This window comes from Stieleria varia, assembly GCF_038443385.1.
Classification (GTDB): domain Bacteria; phylum Planctomycetota; class Planctomycetia; order Pirellulales; family Pirellulaceae; genus Stieleria; species Stieleria varia.
On record NZ_CP151726.1, the window covers coordinates 4,477,903 to 4,498,441 of the forward strand.

Annotated in this window: 13 protein-coding genes; 11 read left to right on the plus strand and 2 right to left on the minus strand. The window is 56.7% G+C overall.

What is annotated here, in order from left to right; all coding sequences use genetic code 11:
* The first annotated feature begins 230 nt into the window (after window positions 1-230).
* The 10 genes from Pla52nx_RS15045 (at window position 231) to Pla52nx_RS15090 (ending at window position 15,816) form a co-directional block, all read left to right on the plus strand.
* Window positions 231-4,241, plus strand: coding sequence for an ELWxxDGT repeat protein (locus Pla52nx_RS15045; protein WP_342190409.1), 4,011 nt, complete (start codon window positions 231-233; stop codon window positions 4,239-4,241).
* A 339-nt stretch (window positions 4,242-4,580) separates the two neighbouring features.
* Window positions 4,581-5,069, plus strand: a complete 489-nt coding sequence (locus Pla52nx_RS15050; protein WP_146521751.1) for a hypothetical protein — start codon at window positions 4,581-4,583, stop codon at window positions 5,067-5,069.
* 278 nt (window positions 5,070-5,347) lie between these two features.
* Entirely contained in the window at window positions 5,348-5,989 is a 642-nt protein-coding gene (gene mqnB / locus Pla52nx_RS15055; RefSeq protein ID WP_146521752.1) for a futalosine hydrolase, read from the plus strand.
* Window positions 5,986-6,828 carry a 1,4-dihydroxy-6-naphthoate synthase gene (locus tag Pla52nx_RS15060; RefSeq protein WP_146521753.1) on the plus strand — a complete coding sequence of 281 codons (843 nt, stop codon included), beginning with the start codon at window positions 5,986-5,988 and terminating at the stop codon, window positions 6,826-6,828. The genes mqnB and Pla52nx_RS15060 overlap by 4 nt, the downstream gene beginning before the upstream one ends.
* Before the next feature lie 80 nt (window positions 6,829-6,908).
* Window positions 6,909-7,715: an inositol monophosphatase family protein gene (locus Pla52nx_RS15065; RefSeq protein WP_146521754.1), complete on the plus strand. Its 807-nt coding sequence runs from the start codon at window positions 6,909-6,911 to the stop codon at window positions 7,713-7,715.
* Between the two features lie 350 nt (window positions 7,716-8,065).
* On the plus strand, window positions 8,066-9,031 hold the full coding sequence (locus Pla52nx_RS15070; RefSeq protein WP_231742216.1) for a DoxX family protein: 966 nt from the start codon (window positions 8,066-8,068) through the stop codon (window positions 9,029-9,031).
* Window positions 9,032-9,120: 89 nt separating this feature from the next.
* Window positions 9,121-10,959, plus strand: coding sequence for a Gfo/Idh/MocA family protein (locus Pla52nx_RS15075; RefSeq protein ID WP_146521756.1), 1,839 nt, complete (start codon window positions 9,121-9,123; stop codon window positions 10,957-10,959).
* Window positions 10,960-11,442: 483 nt separating this feature from the next.
* The gene (locus Pla52nx_RS15080; RefSeq protein WP_146521757.1) at window positions 11,443-13,230 is read left to right on the plus strand and encodes a hypothetical protein; all 1,788 of its coding nucleotides are present in this window, start codon (window positions 11,443-11,445) and stop codon (window positions 13,228-13,230) included.
* 1 nt (window position 13,231) lies between these two features.
* Window positions 13,232-14,581 carry a DUF1800 domain-containing protein gene (locus Pla52nx_RS15085; RefSeq protein ID WP_146521758.1) on the plus strand — a complete coding sequence of 450 codons (1,350 nt, stop codon included), beginning with the start codon at window positions 13,232-13,234 and terminating at the stop codon, window positions 14,579-14,581.
* On the plus strand, window positions 14,578-15,816 hold the full coding sequence (locus tag Pla52nx_RS15090) for a DUF1501 domain-containing protein (protein ID WP_197454846.1): 1,239 nt from the start codon (window positions 14,578-14,580) through the stop codon (window positions 15,814-15,816). The genes Pla52nx_RS15085 and Pla52nx_RS15090 overlap by 4 nt, the downstream gene beginning before the upstream one ends.
* A 368-nt stretch (window positions 15,817-16,184) precedes the next feature.
* Here Pla52nx_RS15090 and Pla52nx_RS15095 read toward each other — a convergent pair whose 3' ends face one another.
* On the minus strand, window positions 16,185-17,105 hold the full coding sequence (locus tag Pla52nx_RS15095; protein ID WP_146521760.1) for a hypothetical protein: 921 nt from the start codon (window positions 17,103-17,105) through the stop codon (window positions 16,185-16,187).
* A 242-nt stretch (window positions 17,106-17,347) separates the two neighbouring features.
* The gene (locus Pla52nx_RS15100; protein ID WP_146521761.1) at window positions 17,348-18,346 is read right to left on the minus strand and encodes a type I phosphomannose isomerase catalytic subunit; all 999 of its coding nucleotides are present in this window, start codon (window positions 18,344-18,346) and stop codon (window positions 17,348-17,350) included.
* Window positions 18,347-18,524: 178 nt separating this feature from the next.
* Between Pla52nx_RS15100 and tatC the strand changes: the two genes are divergently transcribed.
* Entirely contained in the window at window positions 18,525-19,541 is a 1,017-nt protein-coding gene (tatC, locus tag Pla52nx_RS15105) for a twin-arginine translocase subunit TatC (RefSeq protein WP_390620401.1), read from the plus strand.
* Window positions 19,542-20,539: the final 998 nt, after the last annotated feature.

The following is a 20,539-nucleotide window of genomic DNA, read 5'->3' on the forward strand; positions in this document are numbered from 1 at the left end:
GCCGGTTTCGCCGGATTTTGACATGGGCAGATACGTCCTCGCTAATCGAATATACTGGCGTCCGTTGATACTGGCGGCCGGTGTAATCTGCCCAAGCCGTACAGGCGTTGTCAACGGCCAACAAACGGGTTCCTGCGTCGGTCTCTTATCGTGTCTTCTCTACTCTGCATTGAATTTGGGCGACCATGGGTTCCAAGCGAAACCACTCGATTCATCGTCTGTTCTCATCCGTGTCCTCAAGCGAGTCGAAGCGACGCAGCAGGTCGCAAAATCGAAACCGACGTCGTCGGCTTGCTGCTTCGTTTGAGTCCCTGGAAGCGAGGAACTTGCTGACGTTTGCGATCGATCTGTTTGCGGACATCAATCAGTTCGGGCAGTCGTCGTTTGCGAGCGACATGGTCGAGTTGAATGGTGACATCTATTTTGCGGCGGACGATGGGATCTCGGGGACTGAGTTGTGGAGAAGCGATGGAACGGCCGAAGGCACGGTTCGCATCGTCGACATTCTGCCTGGGCTGGATGGGTCCGCTCCGTCGGAGTTGACCGTTGTCGGCAACGAAGTGTTCTTTACCGCGTTGGACGAACTGGACGAAGTCGACCTGTGGAAAACGGACGGGACAGAGTCGGGGACGGTCAAGGTTTACGATGCAAACGAAGACGGGACGTACTTTCTGGAGAATTTGACCGAGTCGGGTGGAAAGCTTTTCTTCACCGCGTATCAAGAAGCAACGTCGTATGAACTGTGGGTCAGCGATGGGACGGCCGCCGGCACGGTCTTGGTCAAGGACATCAATTCCGATGCATACGCATTCGAGGGACCGCGTGAGTTGACCGATGTCAATGGTGTGCTGTTCTTCACCAGCTACGACAACTCTGGGGACAACCGCGAGCTTTGGAAAAGCGACGGGACGTTTGCCGGTACGGTGATGGTCAAGGAGATTGGGATCGATCTCGGCGATCCGCTTGATCCATTGGACGATGATCCGACGCTCGGCAGTGATCCCAATCAGTTGACCAACATCAACGGCGTGCTTTATTTCTCAGCCGACAATGGCCAGAACGGTCAAGAGTTGTTCCGAAGCGGAGGTGATGCGGCCAGCACGGTGATGGTCGCCGACTTGAATCCACTTGGCGACTCCTATCCACACGAGTTGACCGCATTCAACGGAAAGGTTTTCTTCGTCGCAGATGATGGAGTGACAGGGAACCAGTTGTTTTCGAGCGATGGCAACACCATTGAGTTGGTCGCCAACACGGCGGGTGGAAGTAGCGAGTCGAATCCATCGGGGTTGACCGTTGTCGGGTCCGAGTTGTTCTTTGCCGCGGAAGGATTAGTGCCGGCCAAGTCATTGACGGCCGTTGCGCCCGCGCTCACATCGTCAAACTCTCGCGTTGGCAGTTCCCGCGCGGGCATCGTGAATTCGGTTGCGCTGCCGAACTCCGGCGTCCTGCTGGCGGCAACCAGTTCCGCTGCGTTCACGACCACGACTCAGCAAGGCACCAATGACGGGCCTGGATGGGTGTCCGCGACCGCGACGGTTGGGACACAAGATCCGGTCAATGGAGACGTCCAATTGACGACGATCGGAAAGAACGATCTCTACATCCAGGACATCGATCCGGGGGATTTGTCCGTTGACGCGTGGGAGTGGACGCTCAGTGATCCGGGCGGATTGCACGATATCAGTTTCACCGGGTTTGCATCGGGCAACGAGTTTAACGACGCGGCGGACGGGATTTTGTTCGAGTTGTTTGTCAACGGATCGGCGACTCGCAGCGGGTTCACGGAAGTATTTGGTGATGAACTGGACAACTGGTTCGGAACCCGCGATTCAGGCAACATCGACCTGTTCTTTACCGGCGGGGCGTCGATCACGACCGCGACGGTGCGGATGACGCTTAGGCGAGACGGGGGTGCGGAAGTCTTTGCCGCGAATTCGAACGAAGCCATCTTGGTCAACGCGATGTTGACGGCGGATCTTCATTCAGCGACACCCACGTTGGTTCCGTCGGGACCCGAGTTGCACAAAACGAATGGGACCGCGTTGGGGACCGTGATGGTCAAAGACATCGCGGCGGATGTCGGTTCGTTTCCATCGCAACTGACTGAGTCCGGCGGACTGCTGTATTTCTCCGCCGACGATGTGATCACCGGTGGCCGTGAACTGTGGGTCAGCGACGGGACGTTGGTGGGTACGAATATGGTTTTGGATTCTCGGCCTGGCGTGGATGATCAGGGGGCACCACTCGACGGAGATCCTGAGCAACTGATCGACATCGCGGGAACCTTGTTCTTTACGACCGAAGACCAATGGCGGGATCGTGAGCTGTGGTCCAACAGCGGCGGCACATTTGATTTGGTCAAAGACATCAACCCGACAACCGCTAGTGCAAACGTGAACAGTTTGATCCCTGTGGGGAACTTGATCTACTTTGCCGCCAATGACGGGATACACGGCGAAGCACTTTGGGTGGCCGACACGGTCGCGGAGACGGTGCAAATGGTCGCCGATGTCACGGACTCGCCCATGGACAACATCAGCGGGTTGATGGAGTTCAACGGAAAGATCGTGTTCTTTAATGACTCCGCCGGAATGAACGGCGGAGTGTACATCGCCAGCGTGGCGGATCCGGCGCAGCGGATCTCGACTGCGACGCCGATCGAATTCAATGCACGGGGTGACTTGTTCGCGGAGTCCAACGGTTTCATTTATTTCGTCGCTGATCATGCGACGGCGGGTGAAGAAATCTGGCGAACCGACGGGGTGGCTGACGCCGTGATGCAGGTGGACGTGTACTCCGGTGCGACAAGCAGCAGCCCGCGTGAGCTGATTGATTTTAACAACCGCTTGTATTTCACCTCCGATGATCCGTTGACGGGTGTCGAGGTTCGCAGCACCGATGGCACGTTCGTCAGTTCCTTTGACGTCAATGGACAATCTGGGATGGGAGGACCGCCAAGCAATTCGTCCGACCCGACCGAGTTGACCGTCAGTGGCGGCGTTCTGTATTTCACTGCAGATGACGGCCTGGAGGGGCGAGAGTTGTGGCGGGTGAATAGCCCGTCGTTCTTTTCTAAAGTGGCAGACTTGCGAGCCGGTTCGGGCTCCAATCCGTCGGGGCTGACGGATGTCGGTGGCACGTTGTATTTCGCTGCGGACAATGGAACAGACGGCGTCGAGCCTTATTCGACCACCGGATCGACGGCGTCAACGGCGCAAGTCAGGAATATCGCATCGGGCGTGGCGAGTTCCAATCCATCGGGATTCTTTGGGTTTGGCGGCAACGTGTATTTCGCGGCTGACAATGGAGTGGACGGGACGGAATTATGGGCAACAGATGCAACACCCGCGGGAGCCAACCAAGTCGCCGATGTTCAAATGGGGGCAATCGGCAGCAATCCTGAACCGATGATCGCGACCGCACAGCGACTGTTGTTTGCCGCTAACGGGAATGCAGGTTTCGATCGAGAGATTTGGGCAACGGACGGAACGGCTGCCAAGACGATCTTGGTCGAAGATCTGAACCCGGGTGTGTACGCCGGCAGCACCCCGGTGGAGACAATAGAGGTCAACGGGCAAGTATTCTTCGTTGCCGACAACGGTCTCAGCGGACGGGAGCTGTTTCGATTGACCGAGCAAGCACCGGTGGCGACCACGATCGCGGTTTCGGCGGTTGATGGCGTCTTTCCGGTCGTCGGTGCGACGCAGCGTTCGCAGGTAGACAAAGTGTCGTTGGTGTTCGATTCCGTAGTGGATATCGATCCCGCGTCGATCAGTTTGCGGAACCGCAATACGGATACTGTTGTGACGTCAGTGCAAGTCAACCAGTCAGTTCAAGACGGGCAAACGATTTTGGAACTGACATTTGGCGCAGGTCCCTCCGTGAATCAACGCGACGTGCTCGGTACAACGGGGCTGAAAAATTCGCTTGCGGACGGCAACTATGAGTTGATCATTCTGGCCACCGGAGTTTCGTCGATCGAAAGCGGTCGACAGATGGCGGTCGACTTGGTCCACGGTGATTCGGATGACGATTGGTTCTATCGGCACTTCGGTGATTTTGACGGTGATCGCGACACCGACATCCAGGACTACACACGATTCCTGTCGACGTTCCGACAGACTTCAATGGGACCGAACTACATCGCCGTGTTTGATTTCGAAGGCGACGGGGACACCGACATCCAGGACTTCACGCAACTGCTGGGTCGCTTCCGAATTCGCCGGAATTTCATCTGAGCGGGGGTAACCGCAATGCGTCACGGCGGTTCTGGGGAATGTTTTTTTACACTTCTCGCTGATCGCCACCCCACTGAACGCTCGTTTCCAGGCTCACGTCTGGGAACGCACTGCCATGGAGGCTCTGCCTGGCGAAAATCAGCGTGGCCTGGAAATTGTCAGCAGATCGGCAGGCAGGAGCCTGCTAAACATTGGGTTCCCAGGCAGGAGCCTGGGAACCAGTGGTGCCTGTGGTGGCGATCAGCGAGAAGTGTCTGTTTTCGGATAGATCACGTGTCGCTAACCGTGTGCTATCTTTCGATAGAGCGTTTTGTGTCCACCTGGTTGGCTTGATCTGTCATGTTTCTGTTTCCATCGGTTACCGATCTGCAATCTGCGACCGCCGAGATTCGTCGGTGGCGTTGTGGGCGGATTGTCATGCAAGCGGGCAAGTTGGTTCGGGTTCAGCGACAACTTTGGTGCGGCAGCGTCTCGATGGCTCAAGTCTGGTGGCAGTCGCGTCATGGTCGACCCGACGATGACATTTGCTGGTTGGATTATCACCAGCCTCGTGGCATGCCCGGCTTTCTGACGCTCGATTACATTCGTTCGGGATCGTCCGCCGGATACAAAACCTTTCTCGGTGCCTGTCATGTGCTGGACGAGATCGCGCGTATCCGGGGCGCGCAAGCGATCGTGGCGCACGTCTCAACGGCGGCCATTTCCGATCGTTTGCTGGAGCGGCTTGGCTGGGAGCGCCATTTGGAGCATTGGTCCGGTCGGCATTGGATCCGACGCTTCTACGACGGCTACCCCGAATCCTGTTTGCAACGCTATCTGGCAACCTGATTTGGTTCTTTAAGGAACGGCGATCCATTGACTGACGCACTTGGTTGTGGAATTCGCCAGAATTCCTTTCACACCGAGATTCTCACACAGGAACTCTGACGAATCCCACTACGATGTGTCGTTGTGATCGTATGGCGTTGGCGGTTGGAATTCTGGCGAATCCCATTACGGGTTGGCGGCGATCGTATGGATGATCCTTTCGTGCCGCTGGCCGGATGCGGGGCGATTGTCTACAGTCAGGCATCACTCATTTTGTCGTTGTTGGATGCTGACTGCCTGTGCCTGATCTGATACTCGTTCCGACGCCGATGGAGCTGCAGCGTTTGCGTGAACGTTCGACGCTGCAGGCGACGCAATGGGTTGTTGAACTTTGCGGCTGGGGGCCGGTTGCCGCAGCTGCGCACTGCATGCAGCATCTGCAGACTCATCGCCCGATGCGAGTTGTATTGGCCGGGATCGCTGGGACCTATGATGCAGAGTGTTTGGCGATCGGACAGGCTAGCTGGTGCTCCGTCGTTCACTTGGACGGCGTGGGAGCCGGTTTGGGGCAGCGGCATCGCTCCGCAGTTGAGTTGGGATGGCCACCGTCCTTGGCGAACTTGAGTGATGACCACGCGATTGAATTGACGGTGCCGGGGAGCGAATCGGATCGGGCTTATGGATTGCTGACCGTGTGTAGTGCCAGCGGTGATCCGACGGAAGTTGCCATGCGACGAGAACGATTTCCCAGTGCGTTGCTGGAGGACATGGAAGGCTACGCGGTCGCCGTTGCTTGCGGGATTTCTGGCGTTCCCCTTTCTATTTTACGGGGAGTGTCGAACGTTGCCGGTGAGCGTGATCACACGCATTGGCAGATCGATGCGGCGATGGACTCGGTTGCACGAGAGATTCAAGCGTTCTTGTCAGGGAGTTTCGAATGAAATCAACGATCCGACTAGGCATTTCGACCTGCCCCAACGACACCTTTACCTTTCACGCGTTGATGCATCGTTTGGTGGACTGGCGTGGCTTGGATTTTCAGGTCGAGCTGCTGGACATCCAACAGCTCAACGATCGGTTGTTCGCAGATGCGTTTGATGTTGCCAAATGCAGTTTTCATGCCGCATTGTTGTTGGCTGATCGAACCATCGTGCTGCCGAGCGGTTCGGCGTTGGGCTACGGTGTCGGTCCGCTGTTGTTGTCCGCCGACGTTGGGGCGGTTCCAGAACGCTCCGAGCAACTGACGCTGTGTCCCGGGCAGCACACGACCGCTGCGATGTTGTTTCGATTGTTTTACCCGGCGACAACTTCGATCCGCCACGTGGTTTTCAGCGACATCATGCCTCGGTTGCAGGATCACGAAGCTGATTTTGGGGTCTGCATTCACGAGGGCCGCTTCACGTGGCAGGATCAAGGACTTGGGATGGTCGCCGACTTGGGGACACGTTGGGAGTCGGAACACAACTGTCCGTTGCCCTTGGGAGGACTGGTTGCGTCACGCCGTCTGGACGATGAGACCATTGCTGGGGTGTCACGAGTCATCCTAGATTCGCTGCAGTACTCGCTTTCGGATCCGGCTGCTGCGTTGCCCACGATGCGGCAGTATGCACAGGAGTTCAACGACGATGTCTTGCGGCAACACGTTGACTTGTACGTCAACGACTGGACTGTCGACTTGGGAAAGGTCGGGCGCGGTGCACTGGAAACGCTTTCGGCTGCGGCAAAGTCCGTCGGGCTGGTTGGAGATGAAGCGGCGGGGATAGAAGTTTTCGAGATGTGAAATAGAGTGGCGACGGGAATTCTGGCGAATCCCGTTACGAATAGAACTGAGAACAAGTCCAGAAGGGCTGTGCATAGAACATGTCTTACGATCTCGATGAATTGCTACGAGTTGCCAAAGAAGCCGCGGTGTCGGGCGGTGACGTGCTGATGCGTTACTGGCGTGACGGAGTCCAAATGCGCAACAAATCAGACTCTGGTGGCAAGGCGTATGATTTGGTCAGCGACGCTGACATTGAAAGCGAGCATGCGGTGGCGGCGACGCTGCGTGCCGCTTTTCCAAGTCATGAGTTGATGGGCGAAGAGAACTTGGTCGCCGACGCGGACGCGGAGCATTTGTGGATCATCGACCCTTTGGATGGGACCAACAACTACGCGCATCGCGTCCCGCACTTTGCCGTCTCCATCGCCTACTACCATCTCGGCCGGCCGGTCGTCGGGGTCGTATTGAACCCGGTGCGACAGGAGTGTTACACGGCGGTTCGCGGCGGCGGTGCTTTCTTGGACGGGCGGCCGATCGTGGTCAGTGAGATCGACACGTTGTCGGGGGCACTGATCGGTTGCGGTTTTTACTACGATCGCGGCGAGATGATGCGACGGACGTTGCGGGCCATCGAAGCGTTGTTTGAGCAGCAGATTCACGGCATCCGGCGGATGGGGACGGCTTCGTTGGATCTGTGCCAAGTCGCCTCGGGGATGTTCGGCGGTTTCTTGGAGTACAAGCTCTCGCCGTGGGATTTTGCCGCCGGGCGGTTGATTTTGGAGGAAGCTGGGGGACGGATTAGCGATGCCGACGGCGGGGAATTGCCGCTACAGTCGACCAGCGTGGTCGCCAGCAACGGACGATTGCATGATGCGATTCTGGAGATCAGCAGCAAGCAGAACTGATCTTAGGTCGGTCACTCCTGGCCGACATCGGTCATCCGGACAGGCGAGAGTTTTCGTCCTGGGGCCATTGGGTGACCTTTCCGGCCGTGTCAGCGACCGTATTTTTGCTGGTTTTGGCTGTGTTAACTGGGCTTGGTTTGCCGTTTCAGCTTGGCGAAAGGGTTCGTTGCTGCCATAATGCGTGTTCGGCCCCCAACGAGCGTGGATCCTGTGTGAATTTTGGATCTCGACCATCGGGCTTTCCCCTCAATGTCTCGGAGATTCACGGGACGTTGATTCACACCCACCGTATTTTCGTATCGTTCCTGTGATGAGGGGCGATGCCTTTCCGATCTGGAGCAAACCTTTTCGTGAGAAATATTTTCCTGGCGCCACTCAGGTTGGCGATCGGCTGGGGGCTTTCGCCACGGCTGCTTGGTCTCATCGGCATCACGATGCTCGTGTTGCTACGGATTTCAATCGGCTGGCATTTCCACAGCGAGGGTGCGGCGAAGTACCGTCAAGGAGACTGGGACGCTGCGCCATTCTTTTCGAATGCCAAAGGCCCGCTGGCGGACCATTTCCGCAGCAAGGTATGGGACTACCAAGGAAAGTTTCGGCGTGACGCATCCTTGACCCAGTGGTGGTTCGGCCAGTTCGTCGATGAAGCTGCCTACTATTACAGTTTCACCGATCAGCAAAAGCAGGCCGCCGCCGATGCGTTGACGCACGCGATGGAAAATCACGAGCTGATCCTTGATGACTACGCCGACGACTTGGAGGAGTACGAATTGGGTCTGAAGCGTTTGGAGTCGTACAAGGACAAGCCGGAGCGTTCGGGCGTGGAGAGCCTTTCTGAACAAGTCGAAACGGTTCGGAAAGAGAACGATGCGAAGCTGAAGCCAGCTTTGAGGGAGTTTGATCAGCTGTGGAGTAGCTTTGAAGCACAGATCAATGGAATTGGTTTGCAGCCCTATCAGCCCCATGAACGCCCCGCACCTGTTCCGATGGGCAAACCGCTTGGTGACGAAGGAATGGATACGAGCGTGATCAACAAGATCGTGCCGTACTTTGATTTGACGATCGGCTGGTGCTTGATCCTTGGCTTCTTTACCCCGGTTGCCGCGTTAGCAGCAGCGTTTTTTCTCGGTTCAGTGTTCATGAGCCAGTACCCGCCGGCGACGGGACCGACGTCGAGTTACTACCAACTGGTCGAATGCATGGCCTGTTTGGTGCTGGCCGGTACCGGCGCAGGACGATTCGCAGGATTGGACTTTTTCCTGCAGTTGATCATCCGACGCTCGGAAGCCAAAGGCGATAAGAAACCGGCAGCCTGATCGCTGTCCACTGATAACCATCCGCGACCGCTTTGACGAGCGGCCCGCCACATCCCAACAAAAACACCCTTTCCAATTAGGACATAGCCATGGTCGATAAACTTTCCAGCGACGAACGCGAAGTCGGCAAGAGCAACTATTACGAAGCCATCGGTAGCTATTACGATATCAACCGCCGCGATTTCTTGCGTGGAATCGTCGGTGCGGGAGCCATTTCCGGTGCCGGGTTGGGCGCCGCCTATTTCGGCTACGGAGCGGTCGATGATCCGGTGCGGATCGCAGTGATCGGCACGGGCGACGAAGGCAACGTGTTGATCGGGGGTTGCAATCCAAAGTACGTCAAGGTGGAGGCGATCTGTGACATCCGACCCTTCAGCCAACACCGGGCTTTCCACGGTGACTGCAGTAGCCCGTCGGCATTGGTTCGTCGTCCCGGTTTGATCAGCGTTGCTGGTTACAAAGACGAAGCGGAAGCGCGTCGTAACGTGACGGTGTACGACGGCACCACGACCGGCGGCATCATGGAATGCTTGGACCACAAAGGAATCGAAGCAGTCATCATCGCGCTGCCGCTGTGGTTGCACGCACCGGTTGCCGCCCAAGCGATGAAACGTGGGTTGCACGTGTTGACGGAAAAGCTGATGGCGCACAACGTCGCACAGTGCAAAGTCATGTCGCGAATGGCCGCATCGATGAAGGACAAGGACGGTAATCCGCTGCACTTAGCCACCGGTCACCAGCGTCACTACAACGTCAAGTACGACAATGCGGTGAATTTGATCAAGTGGGGATTGCTGGGGCAATTGCACCACATCCGAGCCCAATGGCACCGCAGCAACTTGCCCGGAAAGGACAGCTGGTCGATGCCGATCCCCGGCGGCGAAAAAACCGCCGATGGCAAGATGTTTGACCGCATCAAGAAAGACCTGGAGTATCGGCAAAATAAGCTTAACGACAAGGACAACCCGCCGTCCGCCGCAGACATCGAGCGACTGGAAGCCGAGATCGCGCAGTGGGCTGCGTGGGACGCGGACAAGAACATCGATCCAAAGAAGTTCGGTTACGAAGACTTCACGATCCAAGACAAGATCTTTACCGCCGAAGAAGAGCTGCATCGATGGCGTCTGTTTGACCGAACCGGTGCGGGTCTGATGGCCGAATTGGGCAGCCACCAACTCGACGCCGTCAGCATTTTCCTCAGCTCGCTGCGAGACGACGGCAAGAAAGTGCACCCGCTGGCCGTTCACGCCGTCGGGGGACGCCACATCATGCCGCTGGATCGAGAGTGCGGCGACCACGTCTACTGCACCTTCGAATTCCCTGGTCCGGAGTACCCGGAATCCTTCGACGTCGGTTACGACGACCGCGTCAACGGCTATCCCAGCGGCGCGGTTCCAGGATACGAGTCGGACCCGAACAAGAAGGTGGTCGTGACTTACTCGTCGATCAACGGCAACGGGTTCGGCGGTTGGGGCGAAGTCGTCATGGGTACCAAGGGCACGCTGATCTTGGACAAGGAAACCGACGTTCTGCTGTATCGCGACAGCGACACGAGCAGCAAAGTCGGCGTCAAGGCCTCCGGCGGCGGGTATGCGTTGGACACCAGCGCCAGTGGCGATTTTGCAGCACCGGTTGCTCAAGCCGCATCGTCCGGTCCCGTCAGCCGCGGTTATCGCGAAGAGATCGAGCACTGGGCGTACTGCATTCGTAACCCGGCTCCAGAAAACCGTCCTCGCTGCTATCCCGCCGTCGCCATGGGCGACGCGGTGATCGCGTTGGGTGCCAATGTTGCACTGAAGAACGCAGCGGCTGGCAAGGGCGGATACCTGAAATATGAAGAGTCCTGGTTCGACATCGACGATGATGCGACACCGGACGGCAGCACCATCCAAGCGGAAACCGAATACATGGACAAACCCGTCGCCTGATCGGGCGAGGTTTGAGAGCGATCAGCCACGAAACGGCGGCGTCACAAGACGCCGCCGTTTTTTCGTTCCTTGCCCACCTCCAACGCTGGAATAACCCGGACGCGATTCGTGAGTGATTCTCTGAAACTTTCCCATTGCTTCCTGGGTAAAGACAATAATGGGAGATTGTGAGCGAATGGCTGGCTAAAGAGGTTTCGTCCAACATCGCCAGCGCCGCTTTGAAGGCCATAGAACACATTTTGCTAAACACTCGCGCAGCGTGAGCGGCAAGTGGATGGCAGGCTGTTCAAGTTTTGAGGTGTGCAGTAACTGTTCCTTGCTTCCGCCGGGCTTGCCCCGGATCGGAGCAACAACTGTCGGCTACGTGCAAGTGCAATGGGTAGCCGCCACTTGTTTCCTCCGCCGAGACAAGCTCAACGGAAGGAGCTTTGCGGATATTTGTCGACACAAGACCAAGTTTTGTCCAACCCCAAGGGGACCCAAATGATGCAGAGTTCAGTTTTCTCGACGACAGGGAATGGCTTGTCGTGGTCGCAGAAATGGATCCCCGCCACGATCGCGTTCTGCGTCACAGTTTGCAGCGGTAGCGGAACAACGTATTCCGCTGAACCAACAGCGGCACATTTGTTGCCCAAAGGCACGGTCGTCTATGCAGAACTCTCCGACCCGAAGCAGTTGATTGCGACGATCTGGGATCATCCGCTTCGCACGCGGATCCAGGAGTTGCCACCGATTGAGCAACTGCTGGTCTCGGAGGACTTTGCTAAGTTCACCTTTGGTCGTGAGTTGATTGAAAGTCACTTTGCCATGTCGTGGCGTGAACTGCTGGAGACCGCTGCGGCGCAAGGAGTCGCAGCGGCGTTTGATCCTGAGAGTCAGGGAGTTGCCTTGATCGTTCGTGGTCGTGACGCCGATTCGATGTCGATGCTGATGGACAAGGCGGTGTTGTTGGCTCAAATGGGAGCGAACGGCAAGGACTTGCAGAAAGCCGAGTATCGAGACGTCAAAGCGTATCGGCTCAATGAGTTACGATTCGCCGTTCACAGTGACACTTTCATCCTCACCAACCAGTCGGAACTCGGCAAAACGATCCTCGACAACTTGATCGATGGGGCCAAGGAATCATTGCTCGATAACCCGCGTTTTCAATCCGCGTTGGCCACTCGAGATGATCAGACGAGCGGATGGGCGTTTGCGGATGTTGAAGTCATTCGCGAGTCCGGCGTTGCAGACAATGTCTACGAGGATCAGATCAACAATCCGGTGCTGGAGTTGCTTGTTGGTGGGATTCAAAGCACTTTACAGCACACTCCGCTGGCAGCATTTTCGATGTTGGTTGAATCCAATGGCGTGCAAGCGCGGCTGGCGATGCCTCTGGAGAATGAGTGGATTCCGGAGCAGCGCGAGTATTACTTTGGCGCGGACGGCAAAGGGCACGGGCCGAATTTGGTGTCGGTTCCCGGCACCGTGATGACGCTCAGCACGCACCGTGATTTTGCACAGATGTGGCTGCGGGCAGGGGACTTGTTTGACGATCGCGTCAACGACGAATTCGCCAAGGCCGACGCGACCCTGACGACGATTTTTGCAGGTCGAGATTTCGGCGAAGACATTCTGGGGGCGATCAATCCGGAAGTCGGACTCGTCGTCGCCCGCCAGGATTTTGGAGATCGCTTGCCGCGTCCTGCGATCAAAATCCCGGAGTTCGCGTTGGTCGCGACGTTGCGGGAACCGGAAATCATGACGAGAGATTTGCGACGGACATTTCAGACGCTGATCGGATTCTTCAATGTTGTGGGCGCGATGAACGGGCAGACACAATTGGAATTGGGGATGGAGGATCTCGGTGAAGGAGCCCAGTTGGTGACGTCGCAGTACGTTCCCGAACCCGGTGACGAGAACTCCGATGCGGCGAAGATCCTGTTCAACTTTTCGCCCACAGTCGGATTCAACGGCGAGCGTTTCGTCCTGGCCAGTACGATGGGACTCGCCCGGCGACTGACGACAGCGGCAACTCCAGATCCCGCCACCTTGGATGCCAATTCAGCGATGACCGTTTCGGCCAGCGGTCTGCAGTCGGCACTGCAAGACAACCGCGAACAGTTGATCGCACAGAACATGCTAGAGGAAGGAAACGGTCGCGATGAAGCCGAAGCTGCGATCGATTTGCTGTTGACCGTTGTCGGCTTTTTGGAATCGTCTTCGTTGCAACTGAAAGCCGACGATGCTGAACTGGCTGTCGAGTTTGACTTGAAAGTGGGAGCAGAATGAGATGAACATCGACCCCGATTGGGCTTGGTCGCTTTTCCAGCCAAGTCCGTCACAGCCTTGGGATCATCGTACCGCAGCGCACTTGTTCCGTCGCGCCGGATTCAATGCCAATTCTCAGGAATTGAACGCTGCGGTCGGCGACGGCTTTGCGATTTCATTAGACCGAGTCATGGGTGCGGGCGTCGAACCGGACGATTTTCGCAATCAGATCGATCCGCTGGTTCGTGCGGGGCTTGCTAGTGGTAGTGTGCCTCAATTGGCCGCCCAATGGGTGTATCGTATGTTGGCAACTCCGGCGACGTTGCTGGAAAAGACAACCCTGTTCTGGCATGGTCACTTCGCCACAGGGGCAGACAAGGTCGACGATGCGGAGTTGATGCAAACACAGAATGATCTGTTGCGGCAACATGCGTTGGGGGATTTTTCGGAGCTGCTGTTGGAGATCTCGCGTGATCCGGCCATGCTGATCTATCTTGACTCGGTCAGCAACCGTAAGTCACACCCGAACGAAAACTACGCGCGAGAGATCATGGAGTTGTTCTGTCTCGGGGAAGGCAATTACACCGAGAGCGATATCCGCGAGTTGGCCAGATGTTTCACGGGATGGGAGATCAAACGCAAACGGTATCGATTCAACCGTTATCAACACGATTCGGAATCAAAAACGATTCTCGGTCAGACGGGAGAGTTTGGTGGTGAAGACGGCGTGCGGATCGTTGTTTCGCAAGACGCAGCACCTCGGTTCATCGTCACCAAGTTGATCCGTTTTTTTGTCGCCGACGAATTGCCCATTGACGATGCTTTGATTGCACCGCTGGCCAGGGAGATGCGTGACAACGGCATGCAAATCGGGCCGACCGTTCGCAGAATCTTGGGCAGTCAGTTGTTCTACTCGTCGCATGCGATCGCCAGAAAGGTACGCTCGCCGGTGGAGTTGGCGGTCGGTTTCTTGCGGGCGTTGGACGGCTCGACCGACAACTATCGCGTCGCAACGGGAATCGCTGAACTGGGGCAATCACTCTACTATCCGCCCAGCGTCAAGGGCTGGGACGGCGGTCGAACATGGATCAATAGTTCGACACTACTCGGTCGATCGAACCTGATCCGCGAAATCCTCGATAGCGGAAAGACGCGGTTCGGCAAGACGACATTGTCCGAGTACTTGGACGGCCACGGCGTTGGAACGATGGCACGGTTGGTTGATTTCATCGAGCCGCTGTTGTTTGCGGTTCCGATATCGCCCAACGCCCGCGAGCGTGTGCTGGCGTTACAGAATGCGGGCAGTAAAGGCTCGGCAATGGCCGATGCGATCCACCTGTTATGTACTTTACCGGAGTTTCAGTTGGCATGAACCATTCATTCAAACGTCGCCGGTTTATCAAGGATGCTTTGGCGGGCAGCATCGCTGCGACATCGCTCTGGGCGATCGACTCGGTTGCTCCTGACGTTTTGTGCCAAGCAGCGATGGCGGCTCGCTCGGATCACAATGTCTTGGTCGTCGTCGAGATGGCCGGTGGCAATGACGGGCTGAACACAATCGTTCCCCACTCGCACGACGAATACAAGAAATCGCGTCCGAAGCTGGCGATTGCGAAAGCAGACGTGTTATCGATCGATGGCGAATTGGGGATGCACCCATCGATGACCGGTTTTGCTCAATTGCTGGAACGGGGTGCGTTTGCGGTGGTTCAGGGTGTTGGGTACCCCGATCCCAACCGATCCCACTTTGAATCGATGGACATCTGGCATTCCTGTCGTCGAAAGACAGAGAGTCGCGAGAACGGATGGCTGGGTCGGTACCTTGAATCCGCGCGGGACGCAGCGGGTGGCGACCCGCCGGCGATTCATTTTGGTAGCGAGAAGCAGCCGTTTGCACTGATGTCACGCGACGTGCGAGTCCCGTCCATTCAGTCGTTGGCGCAGTTTCGCTTGAGAGGCAATGACAGCGTCGACTTGCCGGAAACGCTGGAGTCGTTGTCTCAGGCCGACGCGGCAGATCCCTCCGATTTGCTTGGGTTCATCCAAACCAGCACGTCGTCAGCGATCGCGGCGAGCAAACGCATGGAGTCGTCGCGCGGCGGCTCCAAGACAGCCGAGACGTTTCCCCAAACGGGACTGGGTCAAAAATTGGGGACGGTTGCGGAATTGATCGCCAGTGGTATCCAGTCACATGTTTACTACGTTCGCATCGACGGTTTTGATACACATGCCAACCAGCCCGATGCTCATACGGCTTTGTTACGTGAAGTCAGTGATGCGGTCACGGCGTTTACCAACGAGATGATTGCACAGGGCAACGGTGAGCGTGTGTTGACGATGTGTTTCAGCGAGTTTGGTCGCCGAGTTGCAGAGAATGCGAGCGACGGAACGGATCATGGAACGGCAGGTCCGATTTTCTTCGCCGGTCAGCGAGTTCGCAGCGGAACGATTGGCCATTTGCCAAGTTTGACTGATTTGGACAACGGCGATCTCAAGTTCCACACGGATTTTCGTCAGGTCTATGCAACCGTCTTGCGGCAATGGCTGCAATGCGATCCCCAACCGATCTTGGGCGGCAAATACGCCAAAATCGAATTGTTCAGCTAGTGCATCGACGTGAAGCGTGGAGTGGTTTGCGGTACGCAGGCTGGGCTGATCAAATTTGGGGTTGTGTCTTTTTGGGTTTGCGCAAGTTTATGTCCCTACTGCCGCGCAACTGGTGGGCCCCAGTGAGCCTCAGACACTAGCCGTGGGCCTGAGGCTGCCCCGCGCAACTGGTGGGCCCCAGTGAGCCTCAGGCGCTAGCCGTGGGCCTGAGGCGGATTGTGGTGCCGGCCCACGGCTAGCGCCTGAGGCTCACTTTGATTGCGATGCATGGACCAAAAACATGGACTGAGAAAACCGAAATGACCGCGGTCCTAAACTTTCTGTAACGACAGAACACGCTCTCGATGCAAGCCGTCGAGAGACCGTCGTTATCCTTCCCGACGCAGGCGATTTCGACGGTTGATGATCCAGCCCAATCCGCACATTCCCAGCAGAGCGGGTGTGATGCTCAGCAGGTGTCCAAAGCGGAACCCGGGCGTCTTTCCGTGTGCAGCAGCGACGGGTGCGATGACGTCTTTGTTCTCCATGGTGCCACGCATTTCGATGCGGTGCAGCAATAGGTTTCCATCGACCAGCCCCGCGGCTTTTTCAACTTCGCAGAAACGTCGTGCGATATCCTTTGATCGCACGAACCCTGTGGCGGAATCCTTGACGCGGTGGTTCACGTATTTGCCGACGACTTTGTCGAATTCAGCATTTTGCAGATACAACGTGTGATCAAAGTGCTCGCGGCGGTGGACTTCGCCATCGTGGATATGCACCGTGGGAAAGAAGATTTCGTTCTTCATCCGCGTCTCAAACTCAAACGCCATCGGATGCGGTTTGCCTTTGAGATCCTTCAGTTGAAAGACGGCGAAACCGTAGTCCGCGTACTGGGGAATCTTGTCCCACGAGGACTTGGGGATAACGAATCTCGGATCGAGCCTGCCAAAGTCGTTCATCGTTGGAACAAACGATGCGACAAAATCGCCGACATCGTGAACGACCAGCGGAGAGTCAATCGCCGAGGCAGCCGCTGAGAGAGGCACGCCGTAACCCCTGCTCGGCGGTTTGATCACGGGGAAAGCTCGGTCCATGTCGTCAAAAAGAGAATCGTATTCTTTGAGCGAAATGAACTGCAGGGAGTCTTCGCGTGCCGGAGTCGCCACCGGCAGCGGTAGGATCATCGCGTTCTCTTTCTCGGTTTCAAACTTCATCTGGTAGGCCAGCAACTGAGTCCCGTTTCCCGAAAGCCTGGCGAACAGATTGGTGTCCGTGACTGATTTGACTGGTCCGGCAAAGCAACACATTATTAGACTCCTGCGGCGAGTGGGTGGACGACTTAATGGTACCACGGATGCCGAGGCGATTTCTTAGGCCGCTGGGGATGTTTTTTGTCGGGAAGATAACGGCGAAGGCCCCGGCGGTCAGTAACGCATCATCATCAAGTGGCGTAGTGGATTTCGCCTGAAATCTCATGCGAATGGAATTCTGGAGAATCCCATTACGATGTGGGCTAGTAAATGTGTCGTTATTCTGTAGCCGTCGTGGTTCACGGCGTGTTGAGCTGCATTTGGAGTACCGTGGAGTCCCTTTCGACGCAGAGCTCACACTCGGGACTGGCGGCGGGCAGCAGGATGGATTCGCCGGTAAGGATGACGTGGGTTTCGTCGCCACAGGTCAACGTCGCATTACCGCGGGGAACGGTCAGGATATGGAACTGATCGTCGCCGCCAAGTGATTGCGATCCGGTTTCCAACGACTGCAAAAGGAACTTGTCGCAGCGGACCAAGTCCTGCCAACCGTCTCGTGCTCGATCACTGCGTGTTGCTGAAACCGGACCGCTGGAGTAGTCGGAGACGTCCAGTGATTCACGGATATGCAGGGGACGGGGTTTGCCATCGGTACCCATTCGATTCCAGTCGAACAGTCGGAACGTGGTGTCACTGGATTGCTGGATTTCAGCGACCAGCAATCCGGCTCCCAACGCGTGGACGGTGCCCGCCGGGATAAAAATGCAGTCGCCCGGCTGGGGATGAAAGGAGTGCAGGACCGACTCGGTTTCTCCGGCTTGGATCGCATCCGCCAGGGCTTGTCGATCGACACCGGGTTTCAGCCCGGCATAGACAAGGCTATCCGGCAGGGATGCCACGATGTACCAGGCCTCCGTCTTTCCTTTGTCGGGCACCGGCATGGTCGCTCCGTAATCGTCGTCCGGATGGACTTGGACCGACAGAACTCGATTGCAGTCGAGGTACTTCAGCAGCAGTGGAAACGCTAGGCCGGGTGAACGGTCGTTCGGACCACCGTTTCGGGTGCCCAGCAACCACGCGGCGTGCGATTGGGCCAAATCGCTCAAGGACGCACCGGCGAGTTGGCCATGACTGACGACACTTTGGTCCACGCCGTGGTCGACGATTTCCCAGCTTTCGGCGTAATCGGACGCCGTCCCGATCGGCTTGTTGAGCGAGGTCCCCAGCCGCCTGCCGCCCCAAATGGTCTGCTTGAAAAGCGGGTGAAAACGTAGGACGTTTTGGGTGGGGGTTGGCATCGTACCGGTTTTTCTGGTGACAGCCGGCTGAGCGGCGCGTTTCTAACAACAGGGTGAATTCGAAAATGATCGTGTTTGTTACACTAGTGGCAGTCTATCACACAGTTTCCTTCCCTTTGACACCCGTACGGTGAATCACGTGGCTCGCCCCAAAGACGACTTGTTTGACAGTTCGACCATGACGTTCGGCGAACACCTTGAGGAACTCAGGTTCTGCTTGGTGCGAGCGATCATCGCGTTGGGGATTGGGCTCGCGATCGGATTGTTCTTTGCCAACGATGTTGTGCGTTTCGTTGCCACGCCGCTCAAGAGTGCGATTCAGGAATTCAATGCCTCCAAGGACTTGGCGTTGTTGGGCTACGAAGATACGACCACGGACGAGTACAAGACCATGCACCGGTTCTTGAAAACGAACGGCTTGATATGGCAGGTCGTTTTTGATGTTCCTGATGAGCTGCAGAACTTGACGATGGATTCGTTGGAGGCTGCCAGCAAGGAGAAAAGCGATGTCGACGTGCGAGTAGAAGCCAGCCAGATGGCGGACATTTTGAAAGCGCTGCCCGACCCCAGCGAGTTGAAACCTCGCGTGCAGATGGTGCGAGACACCAAGGGTCTGAGTAGCTTCAAAATGGAAGAGACCTTCATGATCTGGGTCAAAGCCGGATTGATCGTCGGCGCCGTGATCGCTTCGCCCGCGATCTTTTACTATCTGTGGACGTTTGTTGCCGCGGGTCTGCATTCCCACGAACGACGCTATGTCTACATTTACCTGCCCGTCAGCGTGACGCTGTTTGTTTCCGGCGTGATCCTGGCGTTCTTTCTCGTGTTGCACTACGTGTTGAATTTCTTGCTGACATTTAACGGCGGGATGGACGTGACGATCGAGCCGCGACTGACGTACTACATTAATTTTGTGTTGTTGTTGCCATTGGGGTTTGGCATCGCGTTCCAACTGCCGCTGGTGATGCTGTTCTTGAACCGAATCGGTTTGATTGAAACTCAGTCGTACATCGCCAGTTGGCGCGTCGCGATCCTGGTCATCTTTGTGATGTCGATGTTGCTGACGCCAGCGGACGTAACCAGCATGTTCGCTTTGGCGGTCCCGCTGATGGTGCTTTATTTCGTCGGTATCGGAATGTGCCAGTTCATTCCTCGCGGACCTGGTCTGGGCAGCGCCGCGTACGACCCTGCATGACCCGTACGTCAGCCACCCGTTCGTCAGCCTTTCTAGGCTGACATCCCCCTCAACGATTCCCCGAAAACGGTTCGCATCCTTCATACGCCCTGGACTGTTCAAATTGTTGTATTGACTCGATGTCTTGGCGTTATTCGTCGAGCCGTTTCTTGTCTCCCCTAGGGAGCTCTTTTGATTTAGCGGTGCGATCCGGTTGGTGGTGGCGATGACGCCTGCGGCTAGTCGTTAAACGACGCGCACGGTCACCTCCCCCAAGGAACTTGGGGGAGGTCGAGCAGAGCCGTTCAGGCGAATGCGAGGGAGGGGGCATTGCGGAAGTAAGCGTTTGGAATTGGTAGAACGTTTTCTGGGGCGCGCTATCGACTTGGAAAGTCGAGCGGCGATTGTCGTTCGACTCTCCGAGTCGAAAACGAACACCATCATGCGCTCAAACACAAACCATACGGCCTCCACAACCGTTTGACCCGTAGCCGAAGGCGTAGGGGGATGTGGCAATTGATTTAGCGGTGCGATCCGGTTGGTGGTGGCGATGACGCCTGCGGCTAGTCGTTAAACGACGCGCACGGTCACCTCCCCCAAGGAACTTGGGGGAGGTCGAGCAGAGCCGTTCAGGCAAATGCGAGGGAGGGGGCGTCTGCGGAAGTAAGCGTTTGGAATTGGTAGAACGTTTTCCGGGGCGCGCCATCGACTTGGAAAGTCGAGCGGCGATTGTCGTTCGACTCTCCGAGTCGAAAACGAACACCATCATGCGCTCAAACACAAACCATACGGCCTCCACAACCGTTTGACCCGTAGCCGAAGGCGTAGGGGGATGTGGCGATTGATTTAGCGGTGCGATCCGGTTGGTGGTGGCGATGACGCCTGCGGCTAGTCGTTAAACGACGCGCATGGTCACCTCCCCCAAGGAACTTGGGGGAGGTCGAGCAGAGCCGTTCAGGCGAATGCGAGGGAGGGGGCATTGCGCGCCGGTTGGGCATTTCAACGCGGTTTGCGCAGTG